Origin of the sequence: Streptomyces avermitilis MA-4680 = NBRC 14893, assembly GCF_000009765.2 — a bacterium.
GTDB lineage: Bacteria > Actinomycetota > Actinomycetes > Streptomycetales > Streptomycetaceae > Streptomyces > Streptomyces avermitilis.
Map to the genome: position 1 here is coordinate 7,497,110 of NC_003155.5, position 13,835 is coordinate 7,510,944.

Annotated in this window: 15 protein-coding genes and 1 pseudogene; 10 read left to right on the forward strand and 6 right to left on the reverse strand. The window is 72.0% G+C overall.

The window, feature by feature from the left end:
- The first annotated feature begins 60 nt into the window (after positions 1-60).
- The 3 genes from SAVERM_RS32105 (at position 61) to SAVERM_RS32115 (ending at position 2,409) form a co-directional block, all read left to right on the forward strand.
- Positions 61-1,047: an acyltransferase domain-containing protein gene (locus SAVERM_RS32105; protein ID WP_037646804.1), complete on the forward strand. Its 987-nt coding sequence runs from the start codon at positions 61-63 to the stop codon at positions 1,045-1,047.
- Between the two features lie 75 nt (positions 1,048-1,122).
- Positions 1,123-1,806, forward strand: coding sequence for a class I SAM-dependent methyltransferase (locus SAVERM_RS32110; RefSeq protein ID WP_010987640.1), 684 nt, complete (start codon positions 1,123-1,125; stop codon positions 1,804-1,806).
- 141 nt (positions 1,807-1,947) lie between these two features.
- Complete coding sequence (locus SAVERM_RS32115; RefSeq protein WP_037646806.1) at positions 1,948-2,409, forward strand: DoxX family protein; 462 nt, start codon at positions 1,948-1,950, stop codon at positions 2,407-2,409.
- 259 nt (positions 2,410-2,668) lie between these two features.
- Here the strand turns inward: SAVERM_RS32115 and SAVERM_RS32120 are convergent, their stop codons facing one another.
- Positions 2,669-3,307, reverse strand: a complete 639-nt coding sequence (locus tag SAVERM_RS32120; RefSeq protein ID WP_010987642.1) for an RNA-binding S4 domain-containing protein — start codon at positions 3,305-3,307, stop codon at positions 2,669-2,671.
- Between the two features lie 120 nt (positions 3,308-3,427).
- Between SAVERM_RS32120 and SAVERM_RS32125 the strand changes: the two genes are divergently transcribed.
- Entirely contained in the window at positions 3,428-4,222 is a 795-nt protein-coding gene (locus tag SAVERM_RS32125) for a uracil-DNA glycosylase (RefSeq protein ID WP_010987643.1), read from the forward strand.
- Here SAVERM_RS32125 and SAVERM_RS32130 read toward each other — a convergent pair.
- On the reverse strand, positions 4,219-4,626 hold the full coding sequence (locus tag SAVERM_RS32130) for a hypothetical protein (RefSeq protein WP_010987644.1): 408 nt from the start codon (positions 4,624-4,626) through the stop codon (positions 4,219-4,221). The genes SAVERM_RS32125 and SAVERM_RS32130 overlap by 4 nt on opposite strands.
- Positions 4,627-4,774: 148 nt before the next feature.
- Entirely contained in the window at positions 4,775-5,236 is a 462-nt protein-coding gene (locus tag SAVERM_RS32135) for a RidA family protein (RefSeq protein WP_042493816.1), read from the reverse strand.
- Positions 5,237-5,463: 227 nt separating this feature from the next.
- On the opposite strand from SAVERM_RS32135, the gene SAVERM_RS32140 reads away from it, so the two are divergent.
- The 3 genes from SAVERM_RS32140 (at position 5,464) to SAVERM_RS32150 (ending at position 8,026) form a co-directional block, all read left to right on the forward strand.
- Complete coding sequence (locus tag SAVERM_RS32140) at positions 5,464-5,841, forward strand: hypothetical protein (RefSeq protein ID WP_010987646.1); 378 nt, start codon at positions 5,464-5,466, stop codon at positions 5,839-5,841.
- Positions 5,842-6,329: 488 nt separating this feature from the next.
- Positions 6,330-7,520, forward strand: coding sequence for an amidase domain-containing protein (locus tag SAVERM_RS32145; protein ID WP_010987647.1), 1,191 nt, complete (start codon positions 6,330-6,332; stop codon positions 7,518-7,520).
- Positions 7,521-7,570: 50 nt separating this feature from the next.
- Positions 7,571-8,026: a hypothetical protein gene (locus tag SAVERM_RS32150; RefSeq protein WP_137865163.1), complete on the forward strand. Its 456-nt coding sequence runs from the start codon at positions 7,571-7,573 to the stop codon at positions 8,024-8,026.
- An 89-nt stretch (positions 8,027-8,115) separates the two neighbouring features.
- Here SAVERM_RS32150 and SAVERM_RS45040 read toward each other — a convergent pair.
- Positions 8,116-8,306 (reverse strand): annotated as a pseudogene (locus SAVERM_RS45040) (ATP-binding protein); the annotation flags it as partial.
- A 585-nt stretch (positions 8,307-8,891) separates the two neighbouring features.
- Between SAVERM_RS45040 and SAVERM_RS32155 the strand changes: the two are divergent.
- From SAVERM_RS32155 to SAVERM_RS43460, 3 genes are all read left to right on the forward strand, one after another.
- Positions 8,892-10,754, forward strand: coding sequence for an FUSC family protein (locus tag SAVERM_RS32155; protein ID WP_010987649.1), 1,863 nt, complete (start codon positions 8,892-8,894; stop codon positions 10,752-10,754).
- A 247-nt stretch (positions 10,755-11,001) separates the two neighbouring features.
- Complete coding sequence (locus tag SAVERM_RS32160; RefSeq protein WP_010987650.1) at positions 11,002-12,168, forward strand: cytochrome P450 family protein; 1,167 nt, start codon at positions 11,002-11,004, stop codon at positions 12,166-12,168.
- Positions 12,169-12,425: 257 nt separating this feature from the next.
- Positions 12,426-12,599, forward strand: coding sequence for a hypothetical protein (locus tag SAVERM_RS43460; RefSeq protein ID WP_010987651.1), 174 nt, complete (start codon positions 12,426-12,428; stop codon positions 12,597-12,599).
- A gap of 62 nt (positions 12,600-12,661) precedes the next feature.
- On the opposite strand, the gene SAVERM_RS32165 is transcribed toward SAVERM_RS43460, so the two are convergent.
- Both SAVERM_RS32165 and SAVERM_RS32170 read right to left on the reverse strand, forming a co-directional pair.
- A complete protein-coding gene (locus SAVERM_RS32165) occupies positions 12,662-13,117 on the reverse strand; it encodes a hypothetical protein (RefSeq protein WP_010987652.1) in 456 nt (151 codons plus the stop codon).
- Entirely contained in the window at positions 13,108-13,734 is a 627-nt protein-coding gene (locus tag SAVERM_RS32170) for an ATP-binding protein (RefSeq protein WP_370628495.1), read from the reverse strand. The genes SAVERM_RS32165 and SAVERM_RS32170 overlap by 10 nt, the downstream gene beginning before the upstream one ends.
- Positions 13,735-13,835 lie beyond the last annotated feature (101 nt).

A 13,835-nucleotide genomic window follows, 5' to 3' on the forward strand; every position in this document is an offset into this window, starting at 1 on the left:
GTACTCTTCGTGGTGCACGTTCACCATGGGACGGTGGACGGATCCACGGGGGAGGCGACGATGCTGCTGGATGCGCTGCGGGCGGACGCGAGGCTCGCCGAGTGGCTGCGGGACCTGGAGAGCGAGGGCGATCCGCGGGTGGAGGTCGCGCTGCCCGGCGCGGACGAACTCCCGGACGTACTGCTGGACCTGTCCGTGCCGCACGAGGACATCAACGAGTTCGTCGCGCTGCGCGCCCGGCTGGCGGACGACGCGGAGGCGATGACCCTCCTCGCCCGGTGTGTCGCCCGCTTCGTACGGGACATGGGGGAGATCGGGAAGGGCTGGGAGCCGCCGCCGTTCCCGACGTCGACGGGGGACCTCGGACGCTGCTTCCCTCTGTACGTCTTCGTCGGCGCGCTGCCGCACGTACGCGCGTACCACCACCGGCGCGGGGTCCCGGCCGAGGTGTCCCGGCGCACGCTCGCCGATCTGGGGCGGCATGTGGCGGTGCACCGTCGGCGGCTCGGCACGGGCGGGCTGCTGTTCCCGTGGTGGATCGCGCTCCCCTTCCACGGGGAGTTGTTCCAGCTGGGCCGGCTGCAGTTCCAGCGCGCGCGGCTGGGGCAGCGCACGGGGCGGGCCGTCGCGGGGGCCGGCCTGGGCCTGGGGCCGGGCGACCCCTGTCTGAGCCTGCACATACCCGACTTCCGCGGACCGCTGTCGCCGTCCGCCTGTGAGCGGTCGCTGGCGCTGGCACGGGAGTTCTTCGCCCGCCACTATCCCGACGAGCGGTACGAGGTGGCCGTGTGCCACTCCTGGCTCCTCGACCCGCAGCTGAAGCGGTACCTGTCGGCGGAGTCCAACATCGTCCGCTTCCAGGAGCGCTTCGAGATCGCGTACGCGCAGACGGCGCCGGAGGACGGGGTGCCGGTCGGGTTCGTCTTCGGCGATCCGGAGCTGCCGGTGGCGGACCTGCCGCGGCGGAACAGCGTGGAGCGGGCGATCGGGGACCACTTGCGGGCGGGCGGCCACTGGTACGGCGGGCATGGGTGGGCTCCGCTGTAGCTGTCACCCTATCGAGTGACCCGGTCGGGGAACGGGCGTGCGGGCGCGGTCCGTTGGACGGGTATGAGGCTGGAAATGCGTGAGGGATACGAGGGAACGGGACCCGGGGCGATCACCCCGGACGGCTGCGCGGTCGAGCTCTACTCGCGGCTGCCCGTCGGGGAGGAACCGGACATCATCGCCGCGGCAGTGCCCACGGGGGCCCGCATTCTGGAACTGGGCAGCGGGGTGGGCCGCATGACCCATCCGCTCCTGGATCGCGGGTTCGAGGTCACGGCCGTGGACGAGTCGTCGGAGATGCTGGCGCGCGTCCGTGGGGCGCGCACGATATGCAGCCCGATCGAGGGACTCGACCTGGGTGAGACGTTCGACGTGGTGATGCTCGCGTCGTTCCTCGTCCACGCGGGCGACGTCGAGGTGCGGCGGGGGATGCTGCGGGCGTGCGCGCGGCATGTCGCGGAGGGCGGGTGCGTGCTGATCCAGCGCGAAGGGGAGGACTATCACTCGAATGTGCCCCGTGAGCGGGTCGATCCCAGCGGCTTCACGCTACGGATCCTGTCGGCGGAGCCGGCGGGTGACGGGGTCAACTCGGTCAGCGCGGAGTACGTGTTCCCGGACGCGACGTGGACCCATACGTTCCTGGCGCGGCCGCTGACCAAGGAGCAGTTCGAGGAGGCGCTCGCCGAGGCGGGGCTGAGGGTGGACCGGTATCTGACGGAGGACGGCGTGTGGGTGAGGGCGGTGCCGGCTGAGGAGTAAACCGCACCCGTGGAGGAGAAGACCGCACCCGTGGAGGAGGAAACCGCATAGGAAAGTGCGGTGCGCGGCGATGAGTTGCGGGCGTCGGCCCGGTCTACCTCTGTGACAGCGATACGGAACTGCTTCACAGAGGAGACCCCCATGTCCCAGACCACCGCTCCCGTCACCCGCGCCGCCTCGGCTGCCTCCGCCTCCGGTGGCACCCGCAGTCGTCGTGCCGAGATTTCCCTGCGTGCGCTTCAGATCGTGCTCGCGCTCTTCTACGGGGTGGCGAGCGCGCTGCCGAAGCTGATCGCGCACCCCTCGGCCGTCGAGTCCTTCGACAAGATCGGCTGGGGCAGCGCGGGGATGTACACCATCGGCGCGCTCGAACTGGCCGGAGCTGTCGCACTGTTGATACCGGCGCTCATGTCGGTGGCGGCGGTGGCACTCAGTGCGCTGATGGTGGGTGCGTTCATCACGCAGCTCACCGTCTTCGACGGGCAGTACGCAGCGACACCGCTGATCCTGATCGTGCCGCTCGCCCTGATCGCGTGGGCGCGCCGGAAGGGGACGGCGGACGGGCTGGGGCGGCTGGTGCGGCTGGTGCGACGAGGGGCGTGACCTTGGGCGACGGACGGCGCGGAAGGCTCCCCGCTGCTGGTGGGGAGCCCTCGACCTGTGAGGGCTTGCTTCGGGTTTGCTTGCGTTGGGTTTGCCTGCGGCGGGATTGGTTGCGCCGGGTTTGCTGCTCAGCGCTCGCGAGGGTGCCCGGGTGCACCTCGGCTTCCCGGGGCAGCCTGGATTTCGGGTCAGTCCGGCCTTCCGGGGCCACCCGGTCTTCGGGTCTGCCCTGCATTCAGGGTCAGCCGCGTGTCCCGGGTCAGCCTCGTGTCCTGGGTCCGCTCTGCTTTCCGGAGCTGCTCCGCTTTCCAGAGCTGCTCTGCTTTTCGGAGCTGCTCTGCTTTCCGGGCCTGTTCTGCTTTCCGGGATCGTCCGGGGCCGCGGTCCCGCCGTGTTCCCCGTCCGGCGGGTCGCCGAAGCCCCTGAGGCGTTCCAGTTCGCGGCGGTCCCGTTTGGTGGGGCGGCCCGTGCCGCGGTCGCGGATGCCGATCGGGGCGACGGCCTCGCGGGGCGGGGGCGGCGGGCTGTTGTCGACGTAGCACTCGACCGCGACCGGCGCGCCGACCCGTTTGCGGATCACGCGCTTCACGACGAGGATCCGCTCCCGGCCCGCGTGCCGCAGCCGTACCTCGTCGCCGACCCGTACCGCGTACGCGGGCTTGACGCGTTCGCCGTTCACCCGGACGTGCCCGCCCCGGCAGGCGGTGGCGCCCATCGAGCGGGTCTTGACGAGACGGACGGACCAGATCCAACTGTCGATGCGCACGGTCTCGCCGTTCGCCGGCCCGGCCGCGTCGGCGGCCACCGTTGCGTCCGTGTCCAACTCGTCCGTGGCCGCCGCGCCCGTGTCCACCGCGTCCGCGCCCACCGTCTCCTCATCCGCACTCTCGGAAGCCATGCCTCGACTTTAGGCCCTGCCGTCAGGCGAGGGCGGTCGCCCGGAAACTCCGTCGCACGGTTCACCCCGGACGCGGCCGCCCCCGAGAGGGCGGCGATCAGCTGGTCGTACCGTGGGGGTATGGAGGGCACGGAGGGCAGGGACAGCAGCTTGGCGGAGGGCGGCCGCCTGGCGGAGGGCAGCAGCCTGAGTGACCTGGACGAGCACATCACGGGGTGCCGTGCCTGCCCGCGGCTGGTCGAGTGGCGCGAAGAGGTGGCCCGTACCAAGCGCGCCGCTTTCGCCGACTGGACGTACTGGGGACGTCCGGTCCCGGGTTTCGGGCCCGTGGACGCCTCGCTCCTCGTCGTCGGGCTCGCACCCGCCGCGCACGGGGCCAACCGGACCGGGCGGATGTTCACCGGGGACAGGTCGGGGGACGTTCTGTACGCGGCACTGCACGACGTGGGTCTCGCCTCGCGGGCCACCGCCGTGTCCGCCGATGACGGCCTTGAGCTGTACGGGGTGCGGATCACCTCGCCCGTGCACTGCGCGCCGCCCGCCAACAAGCCGACGCCGGAGGAGCGGGACACCTGTCGGCCCTGGCTGGTGCGTGAACTCGAGCTGCTGCGGCCGACGTTGCGGGCCGTCGTGGTGCTCGGCGCCTTCGGCTGGCAGGCCGCGCTGCCCGCCCTCGCCGAGGCGGGGTGGGCGGTGCCACGGCCCCGGCCGGCCTTCGCGCACGGGGTGCGGGTGACGCTCCGGCCCTCAGCAGGGCCGCCCGCCAAGTCGCTCGACGTCCTCGGGTGTTTCCACGTCAGCCAGCGCAACACCTTCACCGGACGGCTGACGCCCGCCATGCTGCGGGACGTGCTGCGTACGGCGGCGGAGGCGGCGGGGCTGCCGACACTGCCGGATGCGGGGCAGTACGCCTAACGGCGGGCCCGGGACCGTTCTCCCGCCGACGATACGAACTGGAGTTCCAGCGTGGCTGGGGGAGGGGCGATGCCCGGGCCCCCCGCCTCGGCCCAGCGCACTATCTCGTCCGTGCAGTCGTCGCCCATCGACCAGCCGATCCAGGTTGCCCGGCCGCCGCGTCTGCGGCCCTCCCCGGAGGGCTGTACGACGATGATGTTCGCCTGGTCGCAGGGCCCGAGGCAGTCCGTCGTGCGGACCGTGATCCGCCCGCCGGAGGCCGCGGCCGCCGCCCGCAGGCGCTCCAGTTGCCAGTCGTGGTCGTAGCCGGGGTACTTGCGCGGGTCACCGCAGCAGCAGCCGCGGCAGACGACGAGCGTGCAGGGACGGGTCCGGGCGGCGCCGATTGCCGTACGGGTGGTCACAGTTCTCCCTTGTTGCCGGCCGCACCGAAGAGGTGACGGACCGTCGAGCGGTGGTTGGCCCGGACGTGGGACAGGGCGTGCGCGGGCGCGATCCGGGTCGCATGAAGTCATCTTCGCCGACTCGGGTCCGGGTCCGGGCCGGCGCTGGTTACGCCGACTCGGGTCCGGGTCCGGGTCCGGGCTCGGAGGCAGACGCGGACTCTGCTCCGGGCTCCGGAACCACCGCGGTCGCCGTGATCTCCACGAGCTGGCCCGTGTACCCAAGACAGGCCACGCCGATCAGGGTCGAGGAGTGCGGCCCGATACTGAGCCCCGATGCCTCGACGACGTCCCAGACCGCGGAGAGCACGGCAGGCTCGCCGCTGACGACATACACGTCCGTCGAAACGACATGCGCCAGGTCGCTGCCGACCGCGCGCAGTTGCTCGGCGAGGTTGGCGAGCACCTGCGCGGCCTGGCGTACGGGGTCGCCCTCGCCGACGATCTTGCCGTCGGCGTCGAGCGGCACGGACCCGGCGAGGAAGGCCAGGCGGGTCCCCGCCTCGACGACGGAGGCGTGGGAGTAGACGGGGGGCGGGCAGAGGGTGGGGACGGTGACGCGGTTGATCACGGGGTCTCCAGGGATTCGGGCGGGCCGACGGTTGAGGGACAACCTGCCGGCGGAGGGACAACCTGCCGAGCATGCGCGACGTGGGGAGGCGGGCGCATTCGAATTTGCGGAGCGAAGTGCCACCACGCCATCCTCATCCCATGCGCACCACGTACCTGGGACGTTTCACCGGGGCGGACTTCTAGCGGGCCACGCCGGAAGTCCCGGCGGGCCCTCGGAGGTCTGCCATGTCACGCACCGTCCATCACGTCCCCACGAGACACCGCACCCGCCCCGCCTACTGGCCCACCGGTACGGCGGGCCCGTGCACCGCGCACGCCCTCACCGACCACCGCTACAGCCGCCAGGAGCTGGCCCGAGCCCGCCGCGCGGGCCGTCGCCCCGTACCGACGCGTGTCGACCGTTCCTTCGCCGCCTACGTGTTTCCGCGTGCCCTGGGTGCCCACTTCTGGAGCCCGTACGAGTCCGCCGCCCGTGCTGACCTGCGCACTTTCCGCACGGCCGCCTGCAAGCTCCTCCGTGCCGCACCGCCGGGCGCCCTCCTCGCGGCGGCCGAGGACCTGGACCATCCGCCGACCCGCCACCGCCACCGCGACCTGTGGTGACTGACGTACCGCCCCCGCGGGCCACGGCAGGCGCCCGCAACGCGACGAGGGAGCCCGGCGGACGCGGCCGCCCGGCCTGGGCTGGAACCGCGCATAGAGGCTGAACGGCTGCTTGGTGCCGTCCAGGTCCGTGAAGTCGCAGAGTCCGAGCTGGTGCGGGTGCCGCTCTCGGGTACGGCCCGGCCCTCACGGCCCGGGCCGGCTCCGGGGCGCCAGGAGTCGGCTGCGGCGTTGAGGTGCAGGAGCTCTTCGCGTACAGAAGGTACGGCCATGCTCCGTACCCCCGCTTTCGATTCTGCCTGATCAGGGCGCGAGGGCCGGACACGCGCCACTCGATGCCCATCCGGAACCTCGGACCGTGGAGGTGCGGCTACGAGGAACCGGACATTCCGGGATCAAGAACCCGCCACACGGGAACGCCACGTTCGCATCGGATCTCTTGCTTCGCAGGCTGAACACGACCACTCAGCTCGTAATCAGGGGGTTCCATGCGCATCGCGCACCACAGATACGTCGTCGTCGCGGCCACAGCCGCGGCGATTCTCGCACTCGCCGACATACCGGCCGAGGCCCAGACCGGTCCGGCCGCCGCTGCCCTGCCGTCCTCGGTGAGTGCCGACACCACGGGACTTGCCGGGCTCGCCGAGAGCTACCTGCAGCAGCGGGCCGACATGCTGACGACATCTCCTCCCACGGCGAAAGCCGCCATCGCCCATGTCCGGGCCACGCGTTCCATGGCCGCCCAGACGCAGGACGACCTTGCCGCGCTCGCGGAGAAGGGCAAGCGGTACAAGGAGGTCGACGGCGGCTATACGCGGGCGCAGGTCGACGTGAAAGTCGACGACACGACCGTCGACGGCGGGACGGCGACGCTTCAGCTGACCGAACACACCCGCCTCCGGCTGCCGTTCACGCCGCAGGAGGTCGAGGAAGGCGCGCCGGAGTTCGAGGAACTCTCGCTCCCGCACACCGTGAAGTTCACCCAGGGATCCGACAGCGCGTGGCTGCTGTCGTCGGACAAGGCCGACACCGCGGGCGGGCCGACCCCGACGACACAGGTGTCCGACACGGACGCCGAGGCCACCACCGACGATGGGGGCGGCGCACCGGACGAGGACGAGGGCGGCAAGGACGACGCGGCCGACACCACCCCGCTGCCCGACAGCGGCGCGTCCGACACCGTCAAGCCGGGGGTCTCGGCCGCCTACAGCTACAACAAGATGGTGGCCTACGCCGACAGGTACTGGGACCACCACAACGGCGCGTACCGGACCTACGGCAACGACTGCACCAACTTCATCTCCCAGGCGATGCTGGCCGGCGGTTGGGGTCCCAAGGGCGGCGCCCTCATCCAGCGGACCAGCAACAAGTACTGGTTCTACGGGCCGACGAAGTGGACCACGAGCTACACCTGGGCGGGCGCCGAGAACTGGTACTGGTTCGCGAAGAAGCACGCGAAGAGGACCAAGATCCTGGGCAACGTGTGGCAACTGGCCAAGTCGGACGTGCTCCAGGCGGACTGGACCCGCAACAACAACATCGACCACTCGATGATCGTCACGAAGAAGTACCGGGGCACGCCATACCTGACCTACCACACCGGCGACACCCACAACAAAAGCCTCAGCAAGCTCCTGTCCGACCACCCTCGTGCCTGGTGGTACGCGCACCGCACCTGACAGGCTGCCACCCCCCACAGGAGAACCCGCAGATGAACAAGGAGCGCGCTGTGGAACGTCGACGTCTCTTGGCCGTGCTGGCCGCCCTGGCCGTCGCCACCGGCTGCTCGACCCATGATGACAAGGCCGAGCCCTCCCGTTCGGCATCCTCCGACGGGGCACGCCACGCCGTCGAGGCCTACGTGGACGCCCTCAACTCCCGCAGTGCCACCGGCCTGATCAAGGTCGGCGGCGTCAAGGACGAGAGCTGGTCGCGACAGGAGGCCGCGCGGATGCTGGCGGACAGGGGCGGGCGGGAGTGGAAGATCAAGGATGTCCGGATCGACCACGACATGGGTCCTGACACCGGATCGGCCCGCCTCCTCGCCAAGGACAAGGCGGGCAAGTCCCTGCGTGACACCTTCACCGTGACACGCGAGAAGGGGGTGTGGCATCTGGCCGTCTTCACCCACCAGCCGGACGGGAAGGGGAAGGAGTCCTCCTCGACCGACAAGCCCGCTTCCTGACACCACGGAAGCAGCCTCCCCGCGCCGCGTTCAGGGCGCGCCCGCAGGCGTAGGGAGGCGTAGCTCGGCCCATACGGTCTTGCCGGGTGTGGCGAGGCGGAGGTGGAAGTCGCGGCCGGGGACGTGGCCGTGCCGGACGGCGTTCGCGGTGAGCCCTGCCGCGATCAGGGTGACGGTCTCGTTGGCGGCTGACGTGTACGGGGTGGCCCCACTCGTTCAGGCGGTGCGAGATGAGACGACGGGCGAGTCGTGCGCCGCACGGGGTCGAAGTGAACCGCATGGCGAACTCGTCTACGACCACTGGGCGTTGCGGCATATGCCTGTGTGTGGGGGGGAATTACCGGCTTCATGGGGAGAACGGCCCCGGCCCGTCCGTAGCTTTGAACAGGCGTGACGCGCTGACCGGTGCCGGTTGTACGCGGCTGGAGTGCGGTGTACACGCGGTGAGGCGTGACCGGCCTTCCGTGCGGCGTGTTGGTCGCGGGAGCGGTGGATGTTGCGGTTGCGGGGTGTTCGGTGGCGGCGGTGGAACGTACGGGACGTTCGTGACTCGAAGGATGAGCGGGCCTCATAGTGAGCCTTACGGCGAACGCCCGGACCGACTTCGTCGGGTTTGCCGCCCGGCGACGGCGACCCGCGTAAGCCAGGCGCGACTTTGCCGTGCCCCGTGACCTTCCGCGAGCGGTTACGGGGCACTGGTACGGGGCCTCGATTGCGTTCATAAAGAAACCGGCATCCCGGCCAACCGTCACTTCCCCGAAATCCCCGCGCCCCACTCTCGCTGGATCTCCCCTCTACCGTGGGCACCACATCCCGGCCGACGTCGCCCGAGAGCACACCCCCGCCCTCGCCCGTCAGGAGCCCTGTGACCCGCCTCAGTGCCGCCGTACCGCCCTGGCTCGCTCATGCCCTGCGTGCCCAGCGGGGGCCGATCCCCTGGAGTGCGGTCCTGCGTGGGGCGCTGGCCGGCGGGCCCCTCCTGCTCGCGGCCGTGCTGAGCGGGCGCAGCTCCATAGGTGTCGTCGCAGCGCTCGGCGCCATGCTCGCCGGGATCAACGACCGCCCCGGCAGCCGGCGGACCTCCGTCAAACGGCTCGGTGTGCCCGCCCTCGCAGGTGCCGCCGGACTGCTCGTCGGCTCGTACGCCGGTCAGCACGCCTCGGCCGCCCCGCTGACCCTCCTCCTCACCTGCCTCGGGTTCTTCGCCGGCGCCGTCAGCGCCATCGGGCCCGTCGCCTCCGGGGCCGGGACGCAGCTCCTCGTCGCCTCCGCCATCGGGGCCGGCATGCCGCTGCCCGAGCCCGGCTGGCAGCGCGCCCTCTTCTTCCTCGCCGGGGCCGGGTGGCTGCTCGCCCTGCGGCTCGTGCTGCCCACGCCCGGGGCCACCTCCGGCGACTACCGCTTCGACGGGGAACGGACCGCCGTCGCCGCCGTCTACGACGCTGTCGCACAGTTGCTCGACGCCGTGGGCGCGGTCGACGCGGGCACCCGTCGCGCCGGGCTCACCGCCGCCCTCGACCACGCGGAGGACGCCCTCGCCGGGCCCCGGCTGCGCCGCCGCGCCGGCTCCGCGACCGAGCGGCGCCTGCACGCCCAGTACGCCGTCGCACTGCCCCTCGCCGAAGCCGCGACCGCGCTCGCCTGGGCGGGGGACGCGGTGCCCGCGCGGGCCGCCGAAGGGCCGCGCCGGCTCGCCGCCGCCGTGCGCGACAGCACCCACACCGGACCGCTGCCGGCACCCGCCCGCTCCGCACCCGCGCTGCGCGCCCTCGACGACGCCCTCCTGCACGCCGCCGAGGCCTTCGACCGGGGCGCCGGAGGCAACCTGCACACCCGGCGCCGTACCGCCGCATCCCTGGTCCGCACCGCACTCGACTCCGGCGGGCGCGAGTACGGCCTCCGGGTCGCCCTCTCCTTCGGCGCCGGCGTCGCCGTCGCGCAGGCCCTGAACCACGCGCGCTGGTACGGGCTCCACACCCACTGGTACTGGCTGCCCGCCACCGCCGTCTTCCTGGTCAAGCCCGACCTGGGACCGCTCGCGTCGCGCGTACTGTGCCGGGCGGCGGGGACCGTCCTGGGCGCCGTCCTCTTCGCCGGACTGGCCGCCCTGCTGCCGCGGCCCGAGGGCCTGGTCGCCCTGGTGGTGATCAGCGGTGCGCTCATCCCCGTGGCCACCCGGCACTTCGCCGCGCAGACCGCCGTCGTCACCGTTCTCGTCCTCGCCCTCGTCATGGTGGGCGGGGAGCCGCAGGCCTCCTGGAACCGGATCGGTGAGACCGCGCTGGCCTGCGCGATCGTGCTGCTCGTGGGGCATCTGCCCACGCCGGGGCAGCGTGGCGGTGGCGTACGGGCCCGGCTCGCGCGCGCCCACGACGCCGCGCACGCGTACCTCGCCCACGTCCTGAGCGGCTCCGGCGACCGCACCGGCCGCTGGGTGCTGCGCCGCGAGGCCTATCGGGCGCTCGCCGAGGCCCGCGCCGCCATCGACCTCGCCGCGGCCGAACTCCCGGCCCTGGCGCGGCACACGGAGGGCACGGAGGAGGTCGCGGCCGTCCTCGAACGGCTGGTGGACACGACGACCGCCTGCGCCGTGCACCTCGACGACGCGGGGCGGCTGCCCGCCCGGCACCGTGAGCGGATCGCCGAGTTGCTCGCCGAACTCACGGACGCCCACGAACACGCGGGCCTAGACACACCCGAGGCGCCCCGCCTGCCCGTCGCCGTCTGAGTCTCGAGGACGGCGCGGACAGCGGACGGCGGTCGGCGCTCGGAGGACGCCCTCGGGGCGGGGCGACTCCTTCTGCCGTGGCGCGCCCGGCGGTCCGCGGACCGGACGGCGCACGAGGACGACCCGCGGCGACTGACGGCACGTCAAGTTTCGGACCACCGGCTCAGCTTGTGACCGAGCACGCCGGAGTCACGGCACGCGGATCCGGGAGTACGGCACCTGATCCCCTCTGCATAGGCTGAATCCCATGGATCCCGCCGAAGGCCTCCTCGCCGACCCCTACGCCGTCTACGACCGGCTGCGCGACACCGCCCCCGTACACCGCATCGCCGGCACCGACGGCAAGCCCGCCTGGCTGGTCACGCGGTACGACGACGTACGTGAAGGACTCGCGAACCCGCTGCTCTCGCTCGACAAGAAGCACGCGCTGCCCGGGAATTACCGCGGACTCGCGCTCCCGCCCGCCCTGGACGCGAACCTGCTCAACATGGACGCGCCGGACCACACCCGCATCCGGCGCCTGGTCGGCCGGGCCTTCACCCTGCGTCGCGTCGAACAACTCCGCGAGCCCGTACGGGAGACCGCCCACCGGCTTCTCGACGCACTCGGGACGCACGGCAGCACCGACCTCATCGCCTCGTACGCCGCGCCCCTGCCGATCACCGTCATCTGCGACCTGCTCGGCGTGCCGGACGAACACCGGCGGGACTTCCGGGCCTGGACCGACCCGCTCGTCACCCCGGACCCGGCCCGCCCGGACGTCGCCAGGGAATCCGTCGTCTCGTTGCTCGGCTTCTTCACCGGGCTCCTCGCCGACAAGCGCAAGAACCCCGCGGACGACCTGCTCTCCGACCTCATCGCCGTGCAGGAAGAGGGGGACCGGCTCACCGAGGACGAGCTGATGTCCCTCGCCTTCCTCATCCTCTTCGCCGGCTACGAGAACACCGTGCACCTCATCGGGAACGCCGTACTGGCGCTGCTGCGCCATCCGGAGCAGCTCGCCGCGCTCCGCGAGGACCCGGCACGGCTGCCGGACGCCGTCGGGGAGTTCGCCCGCTACGAAGGGCCCGCCCTGCTCGCCATCCGCCGCTTCCCGGTGCGGGACGTGACGATCGGCGGGGTCACCGTGCCCGCGGGGGAGACCGTGCTGCTGTCGCTGTCCGCCGCCAACCGTGACCCGAGCCGGTTCCCCGACCCCGACCGCCTCGATCTCGGCCGCGACGCCGCAGGCCACCTCGCGCTCGGCCACGGCGTCCACTACTGCCTGGGCGCGCCGCTGGCCCGGCTGGAGACGGAGGTCGCCCTCGCCGCGCTCCTCGAACGGTTCCCGGACCTCGCCCTCGCGGAAACCGAACCGCGCCGACGGCCCTCGCTGCGCGCCCGCGGCCTGCTCGCGCTTCCGGTGACGTACTGACTCCGTGGCTCCGTGGCTCCGTGGCTCCGTGGCTCCGTGGCTCCGTAGCTCCGTGATCCCGTGACTCTGGGGCTCCGTGATCCCGTGACCTGGTGAAGGGCCAGGGCTGGTGACATGGAGCGGGAGAGGGGCGAGAGACCCCTCACAGTGAATCCGTGAAGAAGTGTCGGCTACGTCTCAGTACGGTCACTCAGCGAGCCGTTCACGCCATGTCGGGCGTTTAACTCTACGAGTACAGCGCGACATGGAGGTGCAGGGTGAACGGGCGAACGGTGCTGGAGCGCTTTCCCGCCGGTGGACCCCGCGGGTCGTGGCCCGCGGAGGAGTTCGCACAGGCGTGCCGCCTGGAGGGCCAGGCCGCGGAGGTCGTCATGGACCTCTCCACGGACGCGTTTCTGGTGATCGTCAGGGGCGCGGACCGCATCGAGTGAGGTCGACCCCGGCTTTCCCCCTCAGCCCGCCGCCACGAGCCGGGCAGGGGCCACTTACGGGTTCACGCGCTGATCGGCCGCGACCACGCCGGAATCGTGTCCATGACCCGGCACAAGGCCAGGTAGAGGGGGATCGGCGGGGTGTAAGGAAGGATGCCGTCCGGCCGGTGGACGAGCGCGGGGACGCAAGGCGTGACCGGGACCACCGCACCGGTGGCGTAGTGCGCGGGCGCCGGCCATTCCAGCGCGACGTCGGAGTCGGCGGGCACGATCCACCACCAGTACGCGCTGTCGGCGTACACACAGCCCACCCGCGGCAGGCGCGGCATCAGCAGCGGTCCCAGGTGCGCGGGCACGGCCACCGCGTCGCAGCCCAGCGGCAGCGTCATGCCCTCGGGTATGGGGAGTCGACCGGACGACGCGGGGCCCTGCTGTCCGCGCCTGAGGCGGACCAAGGTGTCCAGGTTCAGGACCTGGGCGGCCCCTGACCCACTCGCCGACGTGTCCCTCACACCCATCCGGCCTCCGCTCCCCAGGACGCCTCCGCCCCGGTTCCCCGGCTTTCGGCCGGCGTCTTCTTCGCACTCCACCCCAGGTCCGACCTGGCCTCGGTGTTCTCCGCCGGGGAGCGGGAGGCGTCGTCGGAATCGGCCGCGAGACAGTACGAAGCGGCCGTCGTAGAGCGGGACCTGTCGCCGGAACGCGACAGGTCCCGTGGAGCCGGGGGTGCCGCCCGGCGGGGCAGATCCGCCCAGACCAGCAGCCCCGGCCCCGTCTCCAGGGCACCCCATGCCCTGCACAGAGACGCGATGAGGAGCAACCCCCTCCCGTGCTCCTCCTCGGGTCGCTGTGGCGAGGGATGCGGCTCCCCCGGCGCACACCCCTCGTCGCGTACGGCTATGCGCACGAGCTCGTCACCGTCGTGCAGCTCGCACACGACGTGTTCGCTCGCGGTGTGGACGATCGCGTTGGTGACCAGCTCGGAGACGACCAGGGCGGCCGAGTCACAGGTGTCCTCGCAGACTTGCCAGCGGGTCAGCCGAGCACGCGTCAGACGCCGGGCCTGGGCCACGGATCCCGGGTGTGCGGCCAGCTCGAAGCGGAACCGGCGCTCGGCGGCCGCGTGGGGGCGCACCCCAGCGGCGTCGCGGAGACCGGATCGGTCTTCGGCGGCGTCTGTTCCTAACGGCGCGGACGGAGTCACGCTTGCCACTATCGCCCCCGCCGCGAACACTT